The sequence below is a fragment of the Allobranchiibius sp. CTAmp26 genome (assembly GCF_017565405.1).
GTDB lineage: Bacteria > Actinomycetota > Actinomycetes > Actinomycetales > Dermatophilaceae > Allobranchiibius.
Window position 1 is genome coordinate 177,303 of record NZ_JAGEKR010000015.1, and the last position, 22,641, is coordinate 199,943.

Annotated in this window: 22 protein-coding genes and 1 tRNA gene; 7 read left to right on the forward strand and 16 right to left on the reverse strand. The window is 71.1% G+C overall.

Translation table 11 applies throughout. The features are described 5' to 3' along the window. Positions 1-12 precede the first annotated feature (12 nt). Positions 13-981 (forward strand): TIGR03619 family F420-dependent LLM class oxidoreductase, encoded by a 969-nt coding sequence (locus J4030_RS11385; protein ID WP_208049337.1) that lies wholly within the window; start codon positions 13-15, stop codon positions 979-981. Here the strand turns inward: J4030_RS11385 and J4030_RS11390 are convergent. Beyond that, entirely contained in the window at positions 978-1,964 is a 987-nt protein-coding gene (locus J4030_RS11390; protein WP_208049338.1) for an LLM class flavin-dependent oxidoreductase, read from the reverse strand. The two genes, J4030_RS11385 and J4030_RS11390, sit on opposite strands and share 4 nt — an antisense overlap. Positions 1,965-2,096: 132 nt before the next feature. After that, positions 2,097-3,638, reverse strand: a complete 1,542-nt coding sequence (locus J4030_RS11395) for an AMP-binding protein (RefSeq protein ID WP_208049339.1) — start codon at positions 3,636-3,638, stop codon at positions 2,097-2,099. Positions 3,639-3,762: 124 nt separating this feature from the next. Between J4030_RS11395 and J4030_RS11400 the strand changes: the two genes are divergently transcribed. Then, positions 3,763-4,188 (forward strand): pyridoxamine 5'-phosphate oxidase family protein, encoded by a 426-nt coding sequence (locus J4030_RS11400; RefSeq protein WP_208049340.1) that lies wholly within the window; start codon positions 3,763-3,765, stop codon positions 4,186-4,188. A 27-nt stretch (positions 4,189-4,215) separates the two neighbouring features. Here J4030_RS11400 and J4030_RS11405 read toward each other — a convergent pair whose 3' ends face one another. The 6 genes from J4030_RS11405 to J4030_RS11430 all read right to left on the reverse strand — a co-directional run bounded on the left by J4030_RS11405 (position 4,216) and on the right by J4030_RS11430 (position 10,442). Then, a complete protein-coding gene (locus tag J4030_RS11405) occupies positions 4,216-4,530 on the reverse strand; it encodes an EthD family reductase (protein WP_208049341.1) in 315 nt (104 codons plus the stop codon). Next, complete coding sequence (locus J4030_RS11410; RefSeq protein ID WP_208049342.1) at positions 4,527-6,275, reverse strand: GAF domain-containing sensor histidine kinase; 1,749 nt, start codon at positions 6,273-6,275, stop codon at positions 4,527-4,529. Before J4030_RS11410 ends, J4030_RS11405 begins: the two co-directional genes overlap by 4 nt. Continuing rightward, on the reverse strand, positions 6,272-7,006 hold the full coding sequence (locus tag J4030_RS11415) for a response regulator (RefSeq protein WP_208049343.1): 735 nt from the start codon (positions 7,004-7,006) through the stop codon (positions 6,272-6,274). Before J4030_RS11415 ends, J4030_RS11410 begins: the two co-directional genes overlap by 4 nt. Before the next feature lie 71 nt (positions 7,007-7,077). Continuing rightward, positions 7,078-7,461, reverse strand: a complete 384-nt coding sequence (locus J4030_RS11420) for a dihydrofolate reductase family protein (RefSeq protein WP_208049344.1) — start codon at positions 7,459-7,461, stop codon at positions 7,078-7,080. A 249-nt stretch (positions 7,462-7,710) separates the two neighbouring features. Beyond that, a tRNA-Met gene (locus J4030_RS11425) sits at positions 7,711-7,787 on the reverse strand. 51 nt (positions 7,788-7,838) lie between these two features. Next, positions 7,839-10,442, reverse strand: coding sequence for a UPF0182 family protein (locus tag J4030_RS11430; protein ID WP_208049345.1), 2,604 nt, complete (start codon positions 10,440-10,442; stop codon positions 7,839-7,841). 65 nt (positions 10,443-10,507) lie between these two features. Here J4030_RS11430 and J4030_RS11435 point away from each other — a divergent pair, with 65 nt between their 5' ends. Then, positions 10,508-11,047: a PPA1309 family protein gene (locus J4030_RS11435; protein WP_374221994.1), complete on the forward strand. Its 540-nt coding sequence runs from the start codon at positions 10,508-10,510 to the stop codon at positions 11,045-11,047. A 29-nt stretch (positions 11,048-11,076) separates the two neighbouring features. Here the strand turns inward: J4030_RS11435 and J4030_RS18540 are convergent, their stop codons facing one another. Genes J4030_RS18540 through J4030_RS18020 form a run of 3 tightly spaced genes read right to left on the reverse strand, consistent with a single transcriptional unit; the run spans position 11,077 to position 13,605 of the window. Beyond that, positions 11,077-12,189: a PDZ domain-containing protein gene (locus J4030_RS18540; RefSeq protein WP_208049347.1), complete on the reverse strand. Its 1,113-nt coding sequence runs from the start codon at positions 12,187-12,189 to the stop codon at positions 11,077-11,079. Then, positions 12,186-12,611 carry a molybdenum cofactor biosynthesis protein MoaE gene (locus J4030_RS11445; protein WP_307864664.1) on the reverse strand — a complete coding sequence of 142 codons (426 nt, stop codon included), beginning with the start codon at positions 12,609-12,611 and terminating at the stop codon, positions 12,186-12,188. The genes J4030_RS18540 and J4030_RS11445 overlap by 4 nt, the downstream gene beginning before the upstream one ends. A gap of 4 nt (positions 12,612-12,615) precedes the next feature. Beyond that, positions 12,616-13,605, reverse strand: coding sequence for an NAD-dependent epimerase/dehydratase family protein (locus J4030_RS18020; protein WP_243763207.1), 990 nt, complete (start codon positions 13,603-13,605; stop codon positions 12,616-12,618). A 121-nt stretch (positions 13,606-13,726) separates the two neighbouring features. Between J4030_RS18020 and J4030_RS11450 the strand changes: the two genes are divergently transcribed. Together J4030_RS11450 and J4030_RS11455 are read left to right on the forward strand one after the other, a co-directional pair. Continuing rightward, positions 13,727-15,202 carry a zinc-dependent metalloprotease gene (locus J4030_RS11450; protein ID WP_307864665.1) on the forward strand — a complete coding sequence of 492 codons (1,476 nt, stop codon included), beginning with the start codon at positions 13,727-13,729 and terminating at the stop codon, positions 15,200-15,202. Continuing rightward, on the forward strand, positions 15,199-15,768 hold the full coding sequence (locus J4030_RS11455; protein WP_208049350.1) for an NUDIX hydrolase: 570 nt from the start codon (positions 15,199-15,201) through the stop codon (positions 15,766-15,768). Before J4030_RS11450 ends, J4030_RS11455 begins: the two co-directional genes overlap by 4 nt. On the opposite strand, the gene J4030_RS11460 is transcribed toward J4030_RS11455, so the two are convergent. Further along, positions 15,761-16,354 carry a M48 family metallopeptidase gene (locus J4030_RS11460; protein WP_208049351.1) on the reverse strand — a complete coding sequence of 198 codons (594 nt, stop codon included), beginning with the start codon at positions 16,352-16,354 and terminating at the stop codon, positions 15,761-15,763. The genes J4030_RS11455 and J4030_RS11460 overlap by 8 nt on opposite strands. 124 nt (positions 16,355-16,478) lie before the next feature. Here J4030_RS11460 and J4030_RS11465 point away from each other — a divergent pair, with 124 nt between their 5' ends. Next, positions 16,479-17,252 carry a hypothetical protein gene (locus J4030_RS11465; RefSeq protein ID WP_208049352.1) on the forward strand — a complete coding sequence of 258 codons (774 nt, stop codon included), beginning with the start codon at positions 16,479-16,481 and terminating at the stop codon, positions 17,250-17,252. 18 nt (positions 17,253-17,270) lie between these two features. Next, positions 17,271-18,593: an AarF/ABC1/UbiB kinase family protein gene (locus J4030_RS11470; protein WP_208049353.1), complete on the forward strand. Its 1,323-nt coding sequence runs from the start codon at positions 17,271-17,273 to the stop codon at positions 18,591-18,593. A 15-nt stretch (positions 18,594-18,608) separates the two neighbouring features. Here the strand turns inward: J4030_RS11470 and J4030_RS11475 are convergent, their stop codons facing one another. The 4 genes from J4030_RS11475 to J4030_RS11490 form a co-directional block, all read right to left on the reverse strand. Next, positions 18,609-19,439, reverse strand: coding sequence for a VOC family protein (locus tag J4030_RS11475; protein WP_208049354.1), 831 nt, complete (start codon positions 19,437-19,439; stop codon positions 18,609-18,611). Between the two features lie 274 nt (positions 19,440-19,713). Then, on the reverse strand, positions 19,714-20,001 hold the full coding sequence (locus tag J4030_RS11480; RefSeq protein WP_208049355.1) for a WhiB family transcriptional regulator: 288 nt from the start codon (positions 19,999-20,001) through the stop codon (positions 19,714-19,716). A 164-nt stretch (positions 20,002-20,165) separates the two neighbouring features. After that, positions 20,166-20,378, reverse strand: coding sequence for a hypothetical protein (locus J4030_RS11485; protein WP_208049356.1), 213 nt, complete (start codon positions 20,376-20,378; stop codon positions 20,166-20,168). Between the two features lie 128 nt (positions 20,379-20,506). Continuing rightward, the gene (locus tag J4030_RS11490) at positions 20,507-22,630 is read right to left on the reverse strand and encodes an ATP-dependent DNA helicase UvrD2 (protein WP_279538154.1); all 2,124 of its coding nucleotides are present in this window, start codon (positions 22,628-22,630) and stop codon (positions 20,507-20,509) included. Positions 22,631-22,641 lie beyond the last annotated feature (11 nt).

Below are 22,641 nucleotides of genomic sequence, written 5' to 3' on the forward strand. Positions count from 1 at the left end.
AGACTCCCTGTCATGGACGAGGACCTGCCGCTCATCGGCTTCGGCCTCCCGGTCTCCGGCGCATGGGCGACACCCGCTGCGATGGTGCACGTCGCTCGTCGCGCCGAGGAGCTGGGGTACGCCTCGTTGTGGACCTTCCAGCGCGTCCTCTCCCCGGTCGCCGAGGAGTCCGGGGACGAGGCGAGCGCCCGGCCACCGTCGGACCGTCCCGCCGACCACCCGTCGTACCTGGCCGTGCACGACGCCGTCCTGCCGCTCGCGTACATCGCCGGTCACACCTCGCGCATCGGGCTGGGGACCGCCACGCTCTGCGCGCCGTTCACCGCGCCGGCGCTGCTCGCCAAGGCCATGGCCTCGCTGGATCAACTGAGCGGCGGGAGACTGACCGTCGGTCTCGGGATGGGGTGGATGCGCGCGGAGTACGCCGCCGCCGGGATCCCGTTCGAGCGCCGTGGGGCGCGGATGGAGGAATACCTGCGCGCCCTGGTCGCCCTGTGGACCGAGGACCCGGTCCGGTTCGACGGCGAGTTCTACACGGTGCCGCTCTCGCGCACGGGTCCGGCTCCGGTCCAGTCACCGCACCCGCCGGTGCTGGTGGGCGCCGCCGCGCCCGCGGCCCTGCGCCGGGCGGGGCGGCTCGCCCAGGGCTGGATCGGCAGCGCCGATACCGACCCCGTGCGGGCGGCGGACTCGATCGCGCTCGTCCGCGAAGGTGCGCGGGAAGCCGGCCGCCGCCCGGACGAGCTGCGGTTCGTGGTGCGGGTCGTACCCGATCTGACCGCTTCGGACCCGGGCCGCCGCACCGCCTACCGCGGCACCGCCGAACAACTGCACGACGACCTCGTGCGGCTACGGCGCAGCGGCGTCACCGAGGTCATCCTGGACCTCAATTTCTCCCCGCACGTCGTGTCGCCGGGCGTCACACCCGACGAGGCGACGTCGTACGCCGATGAGGTGCTGCTGGCTCTCGCTCACCGCTAGGCAGCGTCGACCTTGGGCATGATGTCGTTCTTCAGCCGTTTGAGGTCGTCCAAGGTCTTGGAGACCGGCACGTCGGCGAACGGCGGCCACAGCAGCGGCATGTGCATGCCCGCCTCCTGGTAGCTCTTCAGCCGGTCCGCGATCTGCGCCTCGGTGCCGACCAGAAGGTTGGTCAGCTTGTGGTTGTCGGTCTGGTCCACCTCGGTGTCGGTGATCGTGAACCAGATCATGCTGCACATCTCGACGTCCTCGATGGACTTGCCGAGCGGCTCCAGCTCGTGCCCGATGGCCTTGCGCCAGTTGGCGAGCTCCGCCGGGGTGTCCTGGATGCCGATCCACCCCTTGAGGCCGTACTTCGAGATCCGTCGGGCCGAACGCCGGGCGTCCTTCAGGCCGCTGAAGTAGATGGGCGGGCCGGGCTTCTGCAGCGGCTGGTGCCCGAAGCCGGAGGGCCCGAAGTCGGCGAACTCGCCGTGGTACTCGAAGGTCTCGTTGGCCCAGATGCCCTGGCAGATCTCGATGGTCTCCCGCACATGCCCGTGCCGGCGCGGGAAGAGGTGGGTGGCACTCGCCGCGTCGAACTCCTCCGGCATCCACCCCGCGCCGAGCCCGACGTTGAGCCGCCCCTCGGCGAGATGGTCGATGGTGGCGCACTCCGCGGCGAAGACGCCCGGCGAGCGGTACGGCGTGTCGGTGATGCTCATCCCGATACGGACCTTCTCGGTACGCGCTGCGAGCCAGGGAAGCAGCGGCCAGCCCTGGAACCACTTGCCTTTCGCCTCCACCGGCATCTGGAGCGGGAACTGGTCCATCATCCCGAAGGGGTATTTCAGCTCCCCGCGGTCGGAGGCCTCGGGCACGATGACCCGGTCCAGGGTCCACACCGAGTCGAAGTCGAGCTCCTCGGCGAGATCGGTCAGGTCGGCGAGTTCCTGGACCGTCACGTGGTTGCGGAAGGTGGGCAGGTACAGAGCGAGTTTCATCAGTCCGTCATCTCCTTCGGGGCAGACCGGTGCGCGCCCGTCGGGGTCCGCCGGCGCGTGATGGGTTGCCGTTGTGACGTACTCAACCTCCGGGGCGTAGTGGCCGCAAGAGAAACGGTGCTCATCGTTTGCTCAACGCTGCGGCGGCTCGTCGCTCAGCTGCTCCCGCAACTCGCGCTTGAGCACCTTGCCGTAGCTGTTGACGGGCAGCGCGTCGACGAACCGGTAGTCCTTGGGCCGCTTGAACCGGGCGATCTGATCCAGGCACAGTCGGTCCAGCTCGTCGGTCGACGGCCGCCTCCCCTCCTCCGGGACGACGAACGCCACGACCGCCTCGCCCCATTCGGGGTCGGGCCGACCCACCACGGCGACCGCATCGACGTCCGGGTGGCGCAACAGCACCTCCTCGATCTCCCGGGGATAGATGTTGAGACCACCGCTGATGATGAGGTCCTTGGAGCGGTCCCGCAGCGTGAGGCACCCCTCCGCGTCGAGGCTGCCGATGTCCCCGGTGTGCAGCCAACCGTCGCGCAACGCCTTGGCCGTCTCCTCGGCGTCGCCCCAGTAACCGTCCATGACGACGCCACCACGGACGACCACCTCACCCTCCTCGCCGGTCGACACCTCCCGGTCGTCCTCGTTCACCACCCGCACGTCGACGTCGGTACGCGCGAAGCCGACGCTGCTCATCCGCTCCCGCCACCGCGGGTGCTCGCGCTGCGCGTGGTCCGCCTTGGACAAGGCGGTGATCGTCATGGGCGATTCACCCTGGCCGTAGATCTGCGCCAGCCGCGGTCCGAAGGTCTGCATCGCGTGCTCCAGATCTGCGAGATACATCGGCGCACCGCCATAGATGATCGTCTTCAGCCCGTCGAGGTCGGCGCCCTGCAGCGCGGGATCGGCCGCCAGGCGTTTGACCATCAGGGGGGCGGCGAAGAACGACATGCCCGGCCACCTGCGCAGTAACGCCAACAGCTCGGGACCGTCGAGCGCGCCAGACCCGGGCATGACGCTGACCGCGCCGTGGGCCACGTGCGGCAGTCCGTAGAGCCCCGCTCCGTGGGAGAGGGGCGCGGCGTGCAGCACGCTGTCGGTGGCTGCCACCGGGTCGATGTCCGCGAAGTAGCTGAGGGACGCCATCAGGAGGTTGCCGTGGGTCAGGGTCGCGCCCTTGGGCCGGCCGGTGGTCCCGCTGGTGTAGAAGATCCATGCCGGGTCGGTCGCCTGCCGATCGACCAACGGGCCCGGCTCGTCGCCGATCAACTCCTCCCACGCTTCCCCGGGCGCCACGACGACCGTCCGCAAGGAGGCCACCTCCCCGACGAGCGCCTGCACGTCCGGCGCGTGGTCCGCGTCCGTCACGACCACCGCAGTGGCGCTGTGCTCCAGGATGTAGGCGATCTCCGCCCGGTGCAGCCGCGCGTTGACCGGAACGACGACGAGGCCGGCCCGCCAGGCGGCGTACTGCGCCTCGAGGTATTCGGACCGGTTGCCCATCACGATCGCGATCCGGTCCCCCGGCGACAGGCCGCACCGGTCACGCAGTCCCGCGGAGAGCGCGGCGACGCGCGCGGCGAACTGCGACCAGGTGGAATGCACGCGGACGCCGTCGGCCAGGGCCGCCCGCTCGCCGATCCGCCGTCCGTTGCGCTCGACCCACGTGGCGAGGTTCATCAGGCCAACCTCACCCGGGTCGGCTCACGGGTCAAGGCGCCGCGATCGGCGTTGATGAAGGCATGATGAGCGCCGCCTAGCATGCAGGTGCGCACGGGTGTCCGGCCCGCGCACGGGAGCCGCCATGAAACTGGACGCCGACACCGCCCGGGCTCGCCTCGAACGCGAGGTCCACGGAGTGCTCGCCACCCTGCACCCCGACCGGGGGCCCGATCCACAACCGGTCGTGTACGCCGTCCACGAGGGACACGTTGGAGTGCCCATCGACCGCGTGAAACCCAAGTCCCGGTCCCGGCTGCAGCGCGAGGACAACCTCGCGGCCGATCCGCGCGGCACGCTGCTGATCGAGCACTGGGAGACCGAGGACTGGTCGCGGCTGTGGTGGGTGCGCGCGGAACTGGAACACGTCGCCACTCCGGCCACCGAGCTGGTGGATGCGCTCGGTGACCGGCTGGCGCGCACTGTCGCCCAGTACGCCGACAAACCCTTCCACCGCGTGCTGGTCTGCCGCATCGTCCGCGTCTCCGGGTGGGCAGCCTCCGATTCCTGAGGCCCGCCGGTGCGGCGGTGCCGGTGACTAGGAGTAGGCGACCGTCGGGCCGGTCATCAGGTCGACGCCGGCTCCGGCGAAATTGGCCAGGTCGTCGACGGCCGCCTTGCCCTCGGGTCCGGATAGCGCGGACGCGAGCGACGCGTCGTCGTCGAACGTCAGCGCGGCGATGAAGTAGTACGGCGCGGGGCTTCCGTCCGGGCCCGCCGACGGCGTGGTGCCGGTGAAGCTGCGAAGACCCGGCAGCTTCAGGGCGATCGGCGAGTGAACCTCCTTGTAGTGCTGGTCGAAGGCGTGCGGGTCGGCCGGCGGGCGGTAACAGGCGTAGAGAGTGCTGCTCATGGGTGGTTCCCTTTCTCGGTGTTGCCGGGCACGAGGGGGCCCGGACGTCTTCCCCGTGGGATCCGCAGTCGCATCGACGTGCCCGACGGACCGGAGTGCGCCACCGACAGGTCGCCGGACATGGCCCGCATCAGACCGTGCGCGAGTCCGAGCCCCAGGCCGATGCTCTCCCCGTACGCCGGGCCGCCGGGCTCCCGGGCAGCCGCCGGCGAATCGCGGAGCCCGGCACGCGGGAACGGGGTGAAGATCCGCGGGAGCACCTCGGGACTGATGCCGGGTCCGTCGTCGTCGACGAACAGGAGCAGGTGTGTGCCGTCGGGCGTCGGGTGCCCGCGGACGACGACCCGCCCACCGGCCGCACCATGACGGATCGCATTGCCGACGAGGTTGAGGAAGACCTGCAGGAGGCGACGGGGGTCGGCCAGCGCGACCTCGCGTCCCAGGTCAAGCGACACCCGGACGTCGCGCTGCTGCGCCTGAGGTGCGAGCAGCCCGAACACCTCGGTCACCAGGTCAGCGACGCGGATCGGCTCCGGCGTCAGCGGGAGCGCACTGGCCTCGATCCGGCTCAGGTCGAGCACGTCGGTCAGCAGATCCATGACGTGGCCGGCCGCGGCGCCGACGTGCTCGAGAGCTTCACGGCGGCGACTCTCGTCCAGGTCGAGCGTGCCCAGGAGCTCGGCGAAGCCGACGATCGTCTGCAGAGGCGTCCGCGCCTCGTGGCCGACGGCCGCGAGCAGCTCCGACCGCGCGTGCGCCAGCTCCTCCGCCGTGCGACGTGCGGTCTCCGCCTCCAGCCGCGCTCGACGATCTCGCTCGGCCGCTCGCCGTTCGGTCAGGTCGAGCACGTTGACCACATACTGCGACGGGAGTCCGTCGCGGCCGATGAGCAGGGCGACCGTGACCTCGACATCGAGGTCCTCGCGGTCGGGACGCCTCAGAGCGGCGGCGAAGGACACGGGTGCCGCTCCCGGGTGATCGAGCCGGTCGAGCCAGGATCCCGGGGAGATGGGCCGGGCCGCGACGAGGTCGGCGAGCGTGCTGCCGATCAGGTCCCGTCCGCCACCCACCAGGCCGCCCAGCGCCAGGTTGCTGGTGACGACCCGACGATCCAGCCCCAGGATCGCCATCCCCAGCGAGTTGTCGTCGAACGACGTACGGAAGCGTTCTTCGCTCTCCATGAGGTCGCCGACCAGTCCCGCGTGCTCGATCGCGACGGCGGCGAGATGGGTGAAGCGGTCGACCAGCGACTGCTCGCGTAGCGAAGGGTGGTGAGGTCTGCGGTGGTAGACGGCGAAGGTACCGACCGGGCGGCCGTCCCGCCCGGGGATGGGGGTGGACCAGCAGCTGCGCAGGCCCGCGGGCTCGGCGAGATGCCGGTACGCGGCCCACCGAGGATCGGTCCGCACGTCCGGTGCCACGACCGCGACGTTGCGCGCGGCCGCCGTACCGCACGAGCCGGCACCGTCCGCGATCGTCATGCCGTCGATGGCGGCGACGTACTCCGGGGGCAGGCTCGGCGCTGCGCCGTGGTGCAGGCTGCCGTGCGCGCGGTCGATCAGCAGGATCGAGCAGCACGCGCCCTGCATCAGCTGTTCCAGCGATACCAGGATCAGCGCCAACACCTCGCGCAGCGGCGCGGCACCGGCGATGAGATCCAGCACCTGGGTCTGTCGGTCCAGCAACGCCTGCGCATCCTGGGCGACGGTGTCGCTGTCGACCTCGGACAGCGAGAGCTCGCTCACGCGCCGTCCATCAGTTGATAGCCGACCCCACGAGATGTGCGCAGGAGTCGCGGGTGCGAGGAGTCGGCCTCCAGTTTGAGCCGTAAGCGGTGCACGTGCTCGGTGACCGTCGCCTCGCCGAGCCACTCCGACGATGAGTTCCACACCCTCTCCAGCAATTGACTGCGGGTGTAGACGTGCCGCGGGTGGGTCGCGAGGAAGACCAGCAGGTCGTACTCCTTGGGGGTCAGCTCGATCTCGATGCCGCCCCGATGGACCCGGCGACCGGCGCGATCGATGCGCAGGGCGCCGATGACGACGGCGTCGGCGGACCGCTCGGGGACGCTGCGCCGCAGGACCGATCGAACGCGCGCAGCGAGCTCGCCGGGTGAGAACGGTTTGATCAGGTAGTCGTCGGCGCCGAGGTCGAGCGCGGCGATCCTGTCCTCTTCCCCGGTGCCACCCGACAGGACGATGACGGGCAGATCGCCGCGGCCGGCCCGGCCTGCGCGGACCGCCCGCAGCACGTCCAGCCCACCCAGACCCGGGATGGACAGGTCGAGCACGATCAGCTCGGGCCGATCGTCCCGGATCCTGCGCAGTGCCGACGGCCCGTCGCCCGCCTCCAGGATCTGGAAGCCGGCATCGTCCAGCTGCCACCGCACGACGGTCCGGACCGCCGCGTCGTCGTCCACCACCAGCACCCGCGGCGCTGCGGGGGCCCTGGTCGACGCGGTGACGGACGAGGCCATGTGTGATGGTAATCACACCAACGAGGACGCCACCCGGTGCTCGCTCGGCATTGAGGCGGCGTTGAGAGCACTCAGCGCGCCAGCACTACGTCGTACGTGAGATGGGTCGCCTTCGGTGACACCGTGACCTCACGCTGCACGAGCGTCATCCGACCGGTCAGGTCGAAGAGCCGCGTGCCGCCGCCGAAGAGCACGGGCGACAGGTGGATGCGCAGCTCGTCGACCACCCCTGCCGTCAGGCCCTGGTCGATGACGTTGGCCCCGCCCATCACCACCGCCCCGGTGCGCGCGAAGCTGCTCGCGAGGACCTCTTCATCGACGGCAGACCGCGGCTCTTCGAGGACCCAAGCGTGTACGGGCTCGCCGTCGACGCCGAGCCCGTTCACCAGGTCCGCGCCCGGCGCTGTCAAGTAACCGTCCAGTGAGATCGAGATGTCGGCGACTACCTTGCCCATGCTCACTCCCGGTGTGCGCTCGTCCGCTGCTCGCTGAACGCTAGGGAACCCGGGCCGGCGAGGAAGGCCCTCCGCGGATCCCGCCCTCGGTCGAATATCGGCCGAGCGGTCACTTTCCTGCGCTGGGCGTACGTCGGTGGGTGGGGTATCGGCCTTGCGGTCACTTCCCTGCACCCCAGGTACGGCAGAACCACCCCGGACAGCAAGAATCCCCGGGCCGTGTGGCCCGGGGATTTCTCGTTGACGCGTTGGTAGCGGGGGCAGGATTTGAACCTGCGACCTCCGGGTTATGAGCCCGGCGAGCTACCGAGCTGCTCCACCCCGCGTCGGTGAGATCAGCTTACGGGAGGGCCGCCGTGCCGCAAAATCGAGCCGAACTAAGGGGCCGTCGAGAGATCCGTGAGCGCGTCCTGCAGCGTCGCTCCCCACCGCAGTCGGCCGCCGAAGCCGACCACGACCGCCTTGAGCACCGGGTAGGCGCTTCCCTCGGCCACCACGTACAGCGGTTCGATCTGCAGTATCCCGCCTGCCGCTGGCAGGGTGAGCAGGTCGCCCTTGCTCACCACCGCCTTCTGGCGCGACTGCGTGATGAAGAACTGGCTGAGTGTGCCGGGCATGCTCGAGGAGCGCTGCGCCGAGGAGTTCAGGTCGTCCTGGAACTGTCCTGGACCGCGCGCCGAGCCGCTGATCCGTAGCAGCGTCAGCCGGCCGTACCCCGCGCCGACCTGGCCGGGCGTCGTCCCGTGGTCGGACCCGGCCACCAGGTAGCCGGTGGCCTGGCCCGTGCCGTCCTCCCCGACGTACGTCGAGGTGAGCGCGTACCCGGGGCCGGACGCGCCGGGCAACGTGACCGGTTGGTAGTACGAGGGTTGCGGCACACCGGCGCCGGTCGTCGGGTCGACCGGCACCGACCAGTGCGCCCTCCCGTCGGCGAAGGTCGCACGGTCGCTCACGTGGTACGCGGCGAGCACCGTGCGCTGCATCTCGAATTGACCCTGGGGATACCGCACCTGCGAGAGCACCGCGGCCGGCAGCTGCGAGCGCGGCCGCACCGTGCCCGGGAAGACCTTCTCCCAGGCCCGCAGGACCGGTTCGCTGCTGTCCCAGGCGTAGAGCCGTACGGTCCCGTCGTACGCGTCGACCGTGGCCTTCACCGAGGCGCGCAGGTAGTTGATCGGCCGGCCGAGTGCGCCGGACGCGGTGGTCAGCGGCTGGTGCTCGGAGTAGGGGTAGTGGTCGGAGGTGGTGTAGCCGTCGACGACCCACAGGGTGTGAGCGCCGGACTGCACCGGGTAGGCGTCGTCGTCGACGGACAACCAGGGCGCGACCTGCCGCACCCGGTCCACGGGATCACGCTCGTAGATCACCCGAGACGACGTGCTGACGGCCCTGGAGGTCAGCAGATCCAGCGACCGGAACTTCGCGGCGTACGCGAGCCGGCGCAGCACTCCCCCCAACGCGACCCCGCCCCGCCCGTCGTACCGGAATCCGGTGCTTGCCGTGCCGTCGGCCTCGATCGGCTTGCCGCCCACGACCGAGTACGACGGCAGTCCCGCACCGAAGTAGATGCGACTGCGGGAGGCGGCGGAGTCGGTCAGGAACGACGGCGCGCCACCCGCGGTCGTGACGTCGGCGCGGGCGGTCACCACCCCCGTGCCGTGCGTGTAGATCAGGTGCTGACCGACCCAATCCCGTCTGTTCGCAGGCAGACCCGATACGTCGACGCCCCGCGCGCCGACGACCGTCGGCATGGCCGCGGTGCCACTTCCGGTGCGGCCGACGTCGAGCCCCCCGAACGCCGCGGGGGGCGTGAGCCCCTGCAGCTGCTGGAAGGCATTGGTCACGACCGTCGGGTCCAGTACCGGCGCGCCGGCCGCGGCCGCCGCGAGCCCCGCCGTCGGGGTGGCACCGGCGGTGTAGTCGCGCACGGTCACGTCCGAGACGCCGTACGCCGTGCGCGTGCCGTCGATCTGCCGCTGCAGGTAGGTCGCCTCGCTCGCCGAGCGGATCGAGCTGCCGCGGACCGCCGACAGGATCTCGGGGTAGATGCCGCCGAAGGCCACGGCGGTGGCCATCAGCATCGACACCGCGGCGGCCGGCCACCGCCAGCTGCGCGTACGCAAGGTGATCAGGAACGCGAGCGCCGTGAGCACGGCGGCGCAGGCGAGGATCGCGTGCACCGGCAGCGTCGACCGCACGTCGGTGTCGTCGACGCCGGTGATCGTGCGGCCGGTGCGGTAGACCAGCGCGTACCGGCCCCACCACCATCCGGCGGCGCGCACCAGCAGCAGGGCCAGGGCGAGCAGACACAGGTGTCGCCGGGCGACCCGGGTGACGGTGAGTCTGCCCTCGGTGACGGTGATGCCGCCGTAGATGTAGTGGGTCACGGTGGCCAGCACCAGCGCCAGGATCAGGATCACCGTGCCGAAGCCGATGAGCATCTCGATGAACGGCATCGTGAAGACGTAGAAGCCGATGTCACGGTGGAACTGCGGGTCGGTCTGCCCGAAACTCTGTCGCGCCCACCACAGCAGCGGCGTCTGCCACTGACTCGAGGCGCTGACCCCGGTGAGCACTGCGAGCAGCAGCGGCACGATCGCGAACGCCGCACGGCGGAACGGCTCGATCGCCACGCGGTAACGGTGCATCGCCTCACCGGCGGCGTCCGGCACCCGGATCGGCCGGTAACGGTAGGCGAGCCACACGCTGCCGTGGCACAGCACCTCGACCAGCAGGAAGCCCGCGGCGAAGAGCGCCGCACGGGTGCGCAGCTCCACGCCGTACACCCCGGCGTACTGCAGGTTCTCGAACCACAGGTGCTGGGTCCACAGGTTCACCGCGATGTTGCCGCCGACGAGCACGGCGACGACGGTGACGGTGAGCCGCAGCAGCGAGTGCCGTCGGCGATCCAGCCGCGGCAGGGCGCGCACGTCGGAGGATCCGGCGCCTCCGGAGCGCCCGGAACCGTCCGCAGCACTCATCGGGTCTTCCGTCCACGCACCGGGCAACGACGCCCTCAACTTAGCGGCGGGGGCGGTGCGGCACGATGGCAGGTATGCCGAGTACCTCCGAGACGATCCTGCCTCCCCTGATCGAGTGCGCGGTCGACACCGAACGCCACGTCGCCGCCGCCGGTTGGGACCAGGCACCGCGTCTGTTCGCGATCGCCCGCAACGCCGGGCTGCTCGCCCGCGAACCGGCGCTCGCCGCTCAGCTCGGGGCCGCAGCACCCGACGGGCTGAGCACCATCGAGCAGGAGGGGCTGGCGCCGACCTCGGCCCTGGAGTCGATGCTCGGCCGGCTCGCGTGGCCGCCCGAGGTCGACGGCGTGGCGCTGGCCGTCGAGCGCCTGGTCGTGCCGCCGGACGCGGAGAACGATCTGCCGGCCGATCCGGAGCAGGCAGCGGAAGCACTCGCCGCGCACCCGGACCGCCAGGACGTCCGGCTACTCGTGGCGGTGCTGCGCGACGGCGCCTCGGTGTGTCTGCTGCGACAGCGCGCCCACGACGCGGACGACAAGGTCGCCATCGGTCAGGACATCGCCCCCGGGCTGGTCGAGGCGCTGCGGGCCACGCTCACCGCCTGAGGCGCCGCCGCCGCACCGCTGCGCCGCGCTCAACAGGACGGCAGGCCCGACCCCTGGCCGGCTGCGACCATCTTCACGGCCGAGACGGCCTGCGCGAACGAGGCGATCTTGATCACCGTCAGGCCCGACGGGATGTGCCCGTGGGCCTCGCTGCAGTCCGCGGCCGGCGCGAGGAAGTACTTCGCACCGGAGTCGTGCGCACCGACCATCTTCTGCCGGATACCGCCGATCGGCCCCACGCTGCCATCCTCCGCGATGGTGCCGGTGCCGGCGAACTTCTTACCGCCGGTGAGGGATCCGGGAGTGAGCTTGTCGTAGATGGCGAGGGTGAACATGTTGCCCGCCGACGGCCCGCCGACGTCGCCGGCGTTCACATCGACCTTGAACGGCAGCGTGTAGTTCGGCACCGGGTAGAACCCGAGCAGCGACCCCTTCCCTTGGGGGTTCTTCGCGGTCTTGATCCGTACGGTCAGAGGCTTGCCGGCGCGCGTGATCTGCAGGGTGACCGTGGTGCCGGCGGGGACCTTGTCCAGGACCGCCCGCGCGGTCGCCAGGCGGGTGAGCGGCGTGCCGTCGATGCTGCGTACGACGTCGCTGACCTTCAGGTACTTCGCCGCCGGCGATCCGGGGCTCAGCAGCCCAACCGAGACGGTCTCGGGCACCTGGATGCCCGCCGTCCGCAGCGCCAGCACCTGGGCGGTCTGCTGGGAGTCGGCCATGTCGGTGCTGTCCTGCTGCTGCACCTGTCTGCTGGTGACGTTCTTGGGGAAGTACTCGTCGGCGGGCACGATCTGCGCGTTGCTGTTGAGGTGGGCGGTCGCCCACTCCCACACGGTCACCGGGTACTGCGGGCCCCCTGCCAGGGACACGGTGGTGAAGTCCAACGAGCCGGACGTCGGGTAGGTCGGATGCCCGGAGATCGAGATCACCGGCCTGCCGTCGAGGTCGCCCAGCGTGTTCTGCGCCGGCCCGGGCCGCAGGATCGCGACCGGCACATGGATCAGGTTGAGGGCCGCCACGACGAGCACCAGCACGACGGCGACCACCAACCAGACCACCGTGCGGGGGCGCAGCCCGCCCAGCCGTGACGTTCCTGCCCCGCCCTCGCGTCTCGCGTCGCCCGTGTCGTCCGAGGTCGTCACAAACCCACCCATTCATCCGTGCCGTCGGCGAAGACCTGGTGTTTCCAGATCGGGACCGTGGTCTTGAGAACATCGATCAGCTCTGAGCACACCCGCAGCGCCGCGTGGCGGTGTGCGGCGCTGACGGCCACCACCACCGCCAGGTCGCCGACCACGAGCTCTCCGGTGCGGTGCACCGCAGCGGCGGCGGTGACCTCGTCGGTCAGCACGCCGCGTACGACGTCGTGCAGCGTCTGCTCGGCGGTCGGATGCGCGGTGTAGTCCAGTCGTACGACGGGTTGGGCGTGGTCGTGCGCACGCACCTGTCCCACGAAGAGCCCGACCCCACCGGCCTCGGGTCCGCGGACGGCCTCCAGCACCTCGTCGACCGACAGGGGGGTGTCGCGCAGCTGCGCGAGACGCACCCGTGCATCGTGATCCACCGGCTCAGCCCTTCCGTCGTCGGCGCCGCATGATCGCAGCCGTCGCCCCGACGGCGACCGCCGCACTGGCAGCACCGAGCGCGGCCGCGTCCCTGGCTCCGAACCGCGGCGCGCCGCGGGTCTGCGCAGCGACGTCCTCGAGGAGCACCGCGAGGCAGAGGTCATTGTCGTACGCGGGGGTCCACCCCGCGGCGCGCAGGGTCGCTGTGTCCACCACGAGGGGGTGCATGACGAAGTCCAGATCGGACTCCGGCGACTTGAGGGTGCCGAGCCGATGCAGTCGTCCGGCGATGGCGCCGGCGGTGCTCGCCCCGACCTCCACGGCCCGCATGCCGCTGCGCTGCTCGACCTCCTCCTGCGTGAGGTACCCCGGTGAGGCGACGGGCAGCGCGCCGGACAGTCGCCGGTCGAGGGTGACCTCCACGGCGGTGGCCAGGTCGTCGATGTGACAGAACTGCCAGGTCGGACGGGCGCCGGCGACCCGCAGCAGCCGAGGCGCCGCGAAGTGCCGGGTGGTGACCGTGTCGACGCCGCCCACCACGGACGCCGGCCGCAGCACCGCTATCCGCAGCCCCGGGTACGCCGGAGCGGCCTCGGCGAGCGCCTCCTCGACAGCGACCAGGTCGGCGATCAGACCGGCATGACCACGAGCGCGCAGCGGCGCGTCGGCCGGCAAGGGGACCTGGTTGTCCGGCAGCGCGCCGTACACCTGGGCCGCGGTGACGACGACGAGCTGGCGGACCGCGCTCGCGGCACAGGCCAGCACCAGGGTGCGCACCTCGCGCACCATCCGGTCACGGCGTTCGACCGGGTCCTCGGCCTGGTCGCGCAGCAGGTCCGTGGGGGTCACCACATGCACGAGGGCACTCACGCCCTGTAGTCCCGGACCGATGAGCGGACTGGTGAGGTTGTCCTCCAGCTGCGCCACCCGACCGCCCCGATCGGTCCACCGCGCCTGCACGGCGGCAGCGATCGGCCCGGACGGGCGTGTCACCGCGAGGGTCTCCACGCTGCGCCCTGCGCGAACACGCCGACCTGTGGAACTCATTGACCGCCCGTCGTGGTTATCTGGAGTAGGCATCCTCTCACCGTCCCTGCCGCCCGAGGAGTTCACCGTGAGCGACTACCCGACCGGGAGACCCGGCGAGCCCAACGACCCCGACCAGCCGGACCTGGGCGAGCTGTTGCGCTCGCTGCTGTCCGGCGAAGGTCTGGCCGAGCATCCGGAGTTCGCGGAGGCGCTGAAGAACATGGGCATCGACCGTCTGGATCCCGCCACCATGGGCATGCTGCAGGCGCAGATGCAGGCCATGATGTCCGCGCCGGCGGACGGCGGATTCAACATCGAGATGGCCACCGACATCGCTCGCAAGCAGGTCGCGACGGACGGTGACAAGTCCGTCTCCGCGCGCACCAAGGCCGATACCGACCAGATCGTGCAGGTGGCCAATCTCTGGCTGGACGACGTCACCAGCTTCGCGGCCGTCGGCCCCGGGCTCGCGTGGAGTCGCGCGGAGTGGGTCGACCACACGATGCCGATGTGGCGCCGGCTCGTGGAGCCGGTCGCGACGGGCGTGGGCAACGCGATCCAGCACGCGATGCGCGAACAGCTGGGGCAGCTGGGGGACGGCGCCGCGGAGCAGCTCGGGCTGCCTGCCGGCACCGATCCCGGCGCCATGATGGGGCAGATCGAGCCGATGATGGCGCGGATGAGCAACGCGATGTTCGCGATGCAGGTCGGCCAGGCGGTCGGTGCTCTCGCCGGCGACCTGGTGAGCGGCGCCGAGATCGGCATCCCGCTGCTCGACGGCGATCAGATCGTGCTGCTGCCGACGAACGTCGCGGCGTTCGCCGAGGGGCAGAGCGTTGATGCCGGCGAGGTGCACCTCTACGTCGCCACCCGGGAAGCCGCGCGGATGCGGCTCTTCCACGCGGTCCCGTGGCTCGCCCCCGCCCTGATCGCCGCCGTGCAGAGCTACGCCGGTGACATCAGCATCGACACCGAGGGCATCGAGCGTTCGCTGCGCGACATCGACCCGACAGACCCTCAGGCGATGCAGAGCGCCCTGCAGGGATCGCTCTTCACGCCAGAGCCGAGCGAGGCGCAGCGCCGCGCGCTCGCCCACCTGGAGACCCTGCTCGCCCTGGTCGAGGGATGGGTCGACGTCGTGAGCGACCGGGCGGCCGACGGCCACCTGCCGCACGCCGCGGCGCTCTCGGAGGCCGTACGCCGCCGACGCGCCACCGGCGGGCCCGCCGAGCGCGTCTTCTCCTCCCTCGTGGGCCTCGACCTGCGCCCCCGCCGGCTGCGCGACGCGGCCGGACTGTTCGCGGCCATCGAGGACGCCGCCGGTGCGGACGCCCGGGACGAGTCGTGGCAGCACCCGGACTTCGCGCCGACCGCCGCCGACCTCGACGACCCGCAGGCATACGTCGCGCGGCGTACCGGCGAGCAGGTGCAGGCCCCGCGCGACGACGTCGACGCGGCGCTGGACGCTCTGCTCGCGCAGGGTGAGGCCGAGTTCGAGGGCGAGCAGGATCCTGAGGACGGCACGGACGGCACCGACGGTCCGGGCACCCCGCGCGGGTGAGTCTCGACCCGGCGTACGAGAAGTACGTGCCGCTAGCGAGCGACGCCAGAAGCCTGCTGGCACACCATGTTCCGAATGACCCGGCCCAGCTGCAGCTCCGCGGCGAATTCGTGCGAGCGCTGGCCCTCGGCCCGGAGGCGATGTGGCGCGGCGGACCGCCGGACCACTTCACCGCGAGCATGTTCGTGCTCGACGCGAGGGGCGAGAACGTCTGCCTGGTGCTGCACAAGAAGGCGCGGCTGTGGCTGCAGCCCGGCGGTCACCTCGAGCCGGGCGACCGATCCGTGGCCGACGCGGCCCTGCGGGAGGCGACGGAGGAGACGGGGCTGGCGGGCCTACGGCCACGCCCCGGTCTGGCACACCTCAGTCATCACGAGTTGAGTTCGCGGTTCGGGCGGTGCCGGTCGCACCGCGATCTGCGGTTCCTCGCGACGGCCCCACCCGGCGCACTCCCCCACGTCTCGGACGAGTCCGACGACGTGCGGTGGTGGCCCGTGCGGGACCTGCCGCGCGACACCGACCCCGAGCTGCGGGTCGTCGTCCCGCAGCTGGCGGACCTCAGCTAGCAGGCCGGTCCGGGTCGTCGACGTCGGCCGCGTCCGCATCGTCCAGCGCGGGCAGACCGGCGCCGAAGGCCACCCCGTCGAGGTAGGCCTTGGCCTCGTCCAGCCGCGGATAGCCACCGAGCAGCTCCCAGAACGCCGGGCTGTGATCGGGGCGCAGCAGGTGGGCCAGCTCGTGCAGCAGGACGTAGTCGACGACGTACGCGGGCATGCCGACCAGCCGCGAGGAGAGCCGGATCGTGCCGCGGGTCGGTGTGCACGAACCCCAGCGGGTGCGCTGGTTGTCCACCCACCGCACGGAGGTGGGGGTGGCCAGCCCACCGAGGTACCGCTGCGAGAGCCGCTCGGCGTCGGCGCGCAAGCCGTCGTCGCCGGGTGCTGCGCGGCGGGCCGCCGAACGTTGCACCCGAGCGACCATGTCCGCCACCAGGCGGGCCTCCTCCTGCGCGGAGAGCCGGGCGGGCACCAGCACGATGATCTTCTCGCCCTCGCGGTACGCCGAGACGGTGCGCCGGCGCCGGGTGGACCGCCGGATCTCCACCTCGGGCTCGGGCCGTTCGGGCGTGAGCGCGACGGAGGACGACGTCATACGCCAAATGTAGGTGCCCCCACCGTCGGCGCCGTGCGGGCAGGGGCGCCCTGTGGACAACTCCTGCGGCCCTTCGTGGCCCGCTGCCAGGGTGTGGACTCCCGCACCGACGAGGAGTCCCACCATGAGCCCAGCAGCCGTTCCGCTCCGCGCCCACCTGCGGGATCCGGGCGAGGTGCAGCTCGGCCTGGGAGCGGAGCGGGCCCTGGTCGTGAGCGGTCTCAGTGACGCCGAGACGCGGGCGGTCGTCGGGTTGGGACCGATGACCGCCCGTCAGTGGGGCAGCGCGCACCTCGTCCGGCCGCCGTCCTCCCGCTGGCCGGACGTGGTGCGGTTGCTCGGGGACGCGGCGTCACGACTGAGCGCCTCCGACATGGTGTCGGGTTCGGTGGCCGTCGCCGGCGCGGGCAGTGTGCCGGACGCGGTCCGCGAGGTGCTGACCGGTATGGGCGCGCACGCCGACCCCGCCAGCACCACGCTGGCTGTGCTGATCGCCGCGGAACACGTGCCGGCCACGGCCGCCGCGCGCTGGCACCGCAAGGGCGTCCCCCACCTGCCGGTGGTGTTGGGCGCCGGCCGCGCGGTGATCGGCCCGCTCATCCGACCGGGCGTCGGCCCGTGCCTGGGATGCCTGGACCACCATCGCGCGGTCCGGGATCGCGGATGGGCCGCCATCGCGACCGTCGGCACGGACGCGCCGGACCTGCTCGTCCCCGTCTTCGCCCCCGCCGACCTGCGCGCCGTGGTGTCCGGATTGGTCGGGCTGGTGGTCCGCGGACACCTAACCGGCCGCCCCCTGCCGGTCGGGGTCTCGCTGACCGTGACCACTCCGAGCCCCCGGGTGCAGCACCGGCTGTGGCGTGCGCACCCCCGGTGCTGCCCGGACGCCGACGGTTGATGCGTGATACTCGATGTCATGACAGACCTGCCCCGCAAGGGCGTCGTACGCGCGGCCAAGCTCGCCAGCCTCCCGCTGGGATTCGGAGCGCGTACGGCGATCGGGTTGGGCAAGCGGGTCGGCGGCAAACCGGCCGAGGCGGTGGCCGCGGAGCTGCAGGCGCAGACGGCGGCTCAGCTCTTCCGGGTGCTCGGGTCGCTCAAGGGCGGCGCCATGAAGTTCGGTCAGTCGATGTCGATGTTCGAGGCGGCCCTACCCGATGAGATCGCGGGGCCGTATCGCGCGACGCTGACCAAGCTGCAGGACTCGGCGCCGGCCATGCCCGTCGCGTCGGTGCGCCGGATCATGCGCGAGGAATTCGGCACCCGGTGGCGCGGCAAGTTCGAGTCGTTCGAGGAGAAGCCGGTGGCAGCCGCCTCCATCGGGCAGGTGCACCGAGCCGTCTGGAAGGACGGGCGCCAGGTCGCGGTCAAGCTGCAGTACCCGGGTGCCGGCGAGGCCCTCATGTCGGACCTGAACCAGGTCTCCCGGGTGATGCGCCTCACGACCAGCTGGGTGCCGGGTCTCGACGTCGGCCCGATCCTGGACGAACTCAAGGGCCGGATGGCCGAGGAGACCGACTACCAGCTCGAAGCCACCATGCAGGAACAGTTCGCGGACGCGTACGACGACGACCCCGACTACCTGATCCCGCACGTCGTGACCAGCACCGCGGGGGCGATCGTCAGCGAATGGATCGACGGCACACCGCTGTCGGCGATCATCTCCTCCGGCACCCAGGAGCAGCGCGACACCGCGGCCGCCCACTACCTCGAGTTCTTGGTCGCCGGGCCGGGGCGCGCGGGGCTGCTGCACGCCGATCCGCACCCCGGCAACTTCCGCCTGATGCCCGACGGCCGCCTCGGGGTCCTCGACTTCGGTGCCATCAACCGGTTGCCCGACGGCCTGCCACCGGCGCTGGGCCGATTGCTCAACGCGGCCGTCGACGGTGACGCGCCAGCCCTGCTGGAGGGGCTGCGCGCCGAGGGCTTCATCCGACGCGGCGTACGCGTGGACGACGAGGCGGTGCTGGCGTACCTGAGCGTCTTCCTCGAACCGTTGCACACCGCCGAGTTCGAGTTCAGCCGAGCCTGGATGCGCAGTATCTTCGCCTACGTCAACGACCCGCGCAGCGCCCAGTTCGCGACCGGGCTGAAGCTCAACCTGCCCCCCAGCTATCTGCTCATCCACCGAGCCTGGCTCGGTGGGATCGCGGTCCTGAGCCAGATCGAGGGCACCGTGCCCGCCCGCTCGATCGTGGACCGGGCCGTACCCGGCGCGAACTTCCCGCCGCTGGACTGACCACCAGCAGGTCGGTCACCAGTTCTCGGGCGCGAACTGGCTGAGCGTGAGCACCGCCCCCTGCGGGTCCTGGATCGTCGCCGCATGCACCCAGTCGGTCTCGAAGCTGCGCAGCACGGTGCCTCCGAGGCGCTCCACCTTCGCGACGGACTCGTCGCGATCGGCCACGCTGAATGTCACGTGCCAATGAGGCTCTTCGCCCTTCCCGGTGTGCTGGATACCGCCGATCACGTCGACGAAGCCCTCGGGGGCCTTCGCGTTCCGGGTGCGGATCTCCGGGTCGACCGTGTGCTCGAGGTGGTCGCCGTAGCCGGAGACCCGGATCGAGGTCAGCCAGCCCTGATCGGCGATCTGCCACTGGAATGCCTCGGAGTAGAAGCTCGCGGCGGCCGCGGGATCGGCCGTGTGCAGGTCACTGAAGTTCCACGCACCGGGCGAGTTCGCGATCTGTGCGCCCCGGCGCTCGCGGGCCTGCCACAACCGCAGCGGCACGCCCTCAGGATCGGCGATGGCGGCGGTGCGGCCGCCTGGCCCGACGTCGACCGGCGGGCTCACCACCCGTGCACCCAGACCCGCCAACCGTGCGGTGGCGGCGTCCACGTCGTCGACCGCGACATAGGTGTTCCAGCGAGCGGCGCCCTCCGCCGGGCCGGCGATCGCGGCCGCATCGCGCCCGTCGCGCTGGGCGATGACGTATCTGCTCGGTGCCGCCGAGGGCATCGCGTCGGCGAAGGTCCACCCGAGGAGGTCGCCGTAGAACTGCCGCGCCGCCTCGACGTCCGGCTGGTCGGTGTCGACCCAGCACGTCACGCCCGCGGGATAGGTCCGCTGCTCCGTCTCACCCATCACGTCAGCGTCCCACCGACTGCCGACATCGTCCCCTGATACGACAAACGGGCCGGGCGGCCGTGGTGGGCCACCCGGCCCGTGGTGCCGGTGTTACTGCTTCCTGTAGCGACGCCGTTCGATCCGGCGCACCTCGCTCGTGATCTGGTGAGCGGGTCGAGGGATCCCTCGCTTCTCCGTCCGACCGGGAGGTCGAGTGACCGCCTGTACGTACCGCATGCTGTGCATGATGAAACTCCTTGTGAAATATGACGATTCATGAGTCGATCGCTGGTCACGCAGCAACCGGGTGCTTCCTCGGGCGACCGCGGGGTCGCTTCTTCGCGACGGTCACGCCGCCGACGAACAGCTCCCCACCCCAGACACCCCAGGGCTCGGAGCGCTCCAGGGCGCCGGCCAGGCAGGCTGTCCGCAGCGGGCAGTCACCGCACAGAGCCTTGGCGAACTCCACGTCCTGCGGGCTCTCGGCGAACCACAGTTCCGCTTCGTTCGCCCGGCACGGCAGTCGTGCCCCGGCGTCCTGCTGCTGCTGGGTGTGATCGATCAGATCGGTCAGCATCATCTCCGGCACCTCCTTGGTTGTCGCGCCCCTTGTGGGGGCTTGCTGTTGACGGGTCGTGCTGGTCTGCATGGGTTTCGCTTCCGGTGCGAAGGCCGCGACATACAAAAAGGCCGCGGACCCTGTGGTGGGTTCCGCGGCCTGGAGGTGAGACTCCTGAGCTGATGTCAGCCAGGTGGTCCACAAGCTGCGGAACGGGACGGGGCGTTGTCGTCGACGACTTCGTTGCCGTACGGCGCGAACTTCGGGCGCTCGATGGCGGTAGCGACAATGCGCCCCTGGGACCAACGTGCGAACTCCGCGAGGGTCGGCATCGTGATCTGGGCAGACGTCATCGCCGTGCGCTGCAAGCGCTCGATCGTGGCGGTGATGTTCTCCATCAGGCCGACCCTCCTTTCGCTGTCATGGTCCCCACGCCGCTACCGAAGCGGCTGGGCTGAACGTGTTCGAGGTTACGGGTGCCCTACAAGACGGGGCAACTGATTTACCGTGAATTCTTGGACCAATGTCATGTTGCTTCGGATTTCATTGCAGCACAACACTTTTCGGCCGCAGATTGCGGGTCGTCGCCCGCGAGTACGCCGAGCACGGACTCGCCGTACGTCGCGACTTTGCGAGCCCCCACGCCCGAGATACCTGACAGGCCACCCAGATCGGCCGGTCTCTGCTCCGCGATCGCGACCAGGGTGGCGTCGGTGAAGACCACGAAGGCCGGCACCTTCGTGGCGGTGGCGACGGCCAGTCGCCAGGCCCGTAACGCCTCGAACTGCGCCTCGTCGTAACCCGGCGGGCAGTCCCCGCATCGGCCGATCTTGCGCTCGGCACCCGCATGCAGCACCTTGCCGCAGACCCGGCAGTTGCTCACCTTCGCCGTACGCACCCGGGAGGTGCGTGCGGATCCGTCGGGGCGGGACGGGCCACGGGCGCCCTCACCGAGGACCGCCGTCGCGGACTGCAGGAAACGGGACGGCTTACGGGAGGCGCGACCGCCGGGGTTGCGCGACGCCGCCCAGGTCAGGGTCAGGTGGCGGCGGGCGCGAGTGAGGCCGACGTAGAGCAACCGGCGTTCCTCGGCGACCTGCGCCGGACCCTCGGCCATCGAGAACGGAAGCAGACCCTCGGAGCAGCCGACGAGGAAGACCGCATCCCACTCCAGACCCTTGGCCGCGTGCAGCGACGCCAGTGTGATGCCCTCGACCGTCGGAGCGTGCTGCTCGCTGGCGCGACGGTCCAGCTCGGCCACGAACTCCCGCATCCGCAGTCCGGTCGTGTCGGCGAAGTCGTCGGCGAGGGTCGCGAGCGCGTCGAGCGACTGCCAGCGTTCGAGGACGGCTCCGCCGCCCGGGCGGCGCGGTGACCAGCCTGCCGCGGTGATCACGTCGCGCACCACCTTGCCGAGGGAATCGGCGCCGTCGTCCGAGCGCACCGCACCCCGCAGGAGGACGAGCGCCGAGCGCACCTCGGCGCGTTCGAAGAACCGCTCGCCGCCGCGGACGAGGTAGGGGACGTCGACCGCGGAGAGCGCCTGCTCCAGGACCTCGGACTGTGCGTTGATCCGGTAGAGGACCGCGATCTGCGACGGCGCCACCCCGTCGGCGATCAGCACCTTGATCCGGCGGGCGACATCGTCGGCCTCCGCCTGGTCGTCGGGCAGCTGCACCAGCTGCGGCACCGGCCCCGGCTCGGACTGGGCCTGCAACTGCACCCCTTCGCTCTCGCGGGCTCCGGCCTGCAACACGAGGTTGGCCAGCTGCACGACCTGCGGGGTGGAGCGGTAGTTGCGCACCAACCGCGTCACCCGCACGCCGTCGCGTTGGGAGAAGTCGGTCAGGTGACGCGGACTGGCGCCGGTGAAGGAGTAGATGGTCTGCGCCGGGTCACCGACCACGCACAGGTCGCTGCGGTCTCCGACCCACTGGTCGAGCAGCGCCTGCTGGACGGTGTTGACGTCCTGGTACTCGTCGACGACGAAGTGGCGGTACTGCGCCCGCACGGCGCGGGAGACGTCCGCGTGCTCGGCCAGGATGCCGGTCATCAGCAGCAGCACATCCTCGAAGTCGATGACGCCACGCGCGGTCTTGACCTCCTCGTAGGTCTCGAAGAGCCGCGCCATCGCGGTCAGGTCGAGCTCGGGCGGAGTCCGCCCGGCGGCGCGCGCCGCGACGGCGTACCCCTGCGGCGTGACCATGGCGACCTTGGCCCACTCGATCTCGGCCGCGAGGTCACGGATGACCACCCGGTCCAGCCGCATTCGCAACCGCGAACCGGCCTCGGCGACGGCGGGAGCCTTGTACTTCAGCACCTCCGGTGCGGGACCGCCGATGGTCTGCGGCCAGAAAAAGTGCAGTTGGCGCAGCGCCGCGGAGTGGAAGGTGCGTGCCTGCACACCTGGGAGACCCAGCTCCCGCAACCGGGTGCGCATCTCGCCGGCCGCGCGCGCCGTGAACGTCACCGCGAGCACCCGGCCGGGCTGATAGGCACCGGACAGCACGCCGTACGCGATCCGGTGGGTGATCGCCCGGGTCTTGCCGGTGCCGGCACCGGCGAGCACGCACATCGGGCCCAGCGGTTGCGAGGCGACCTCCCGTTGCTCGGGGTCCAGTCCCGCCAGCACCTCGTCGGCGCTCGCCATCAGCGGCCCAC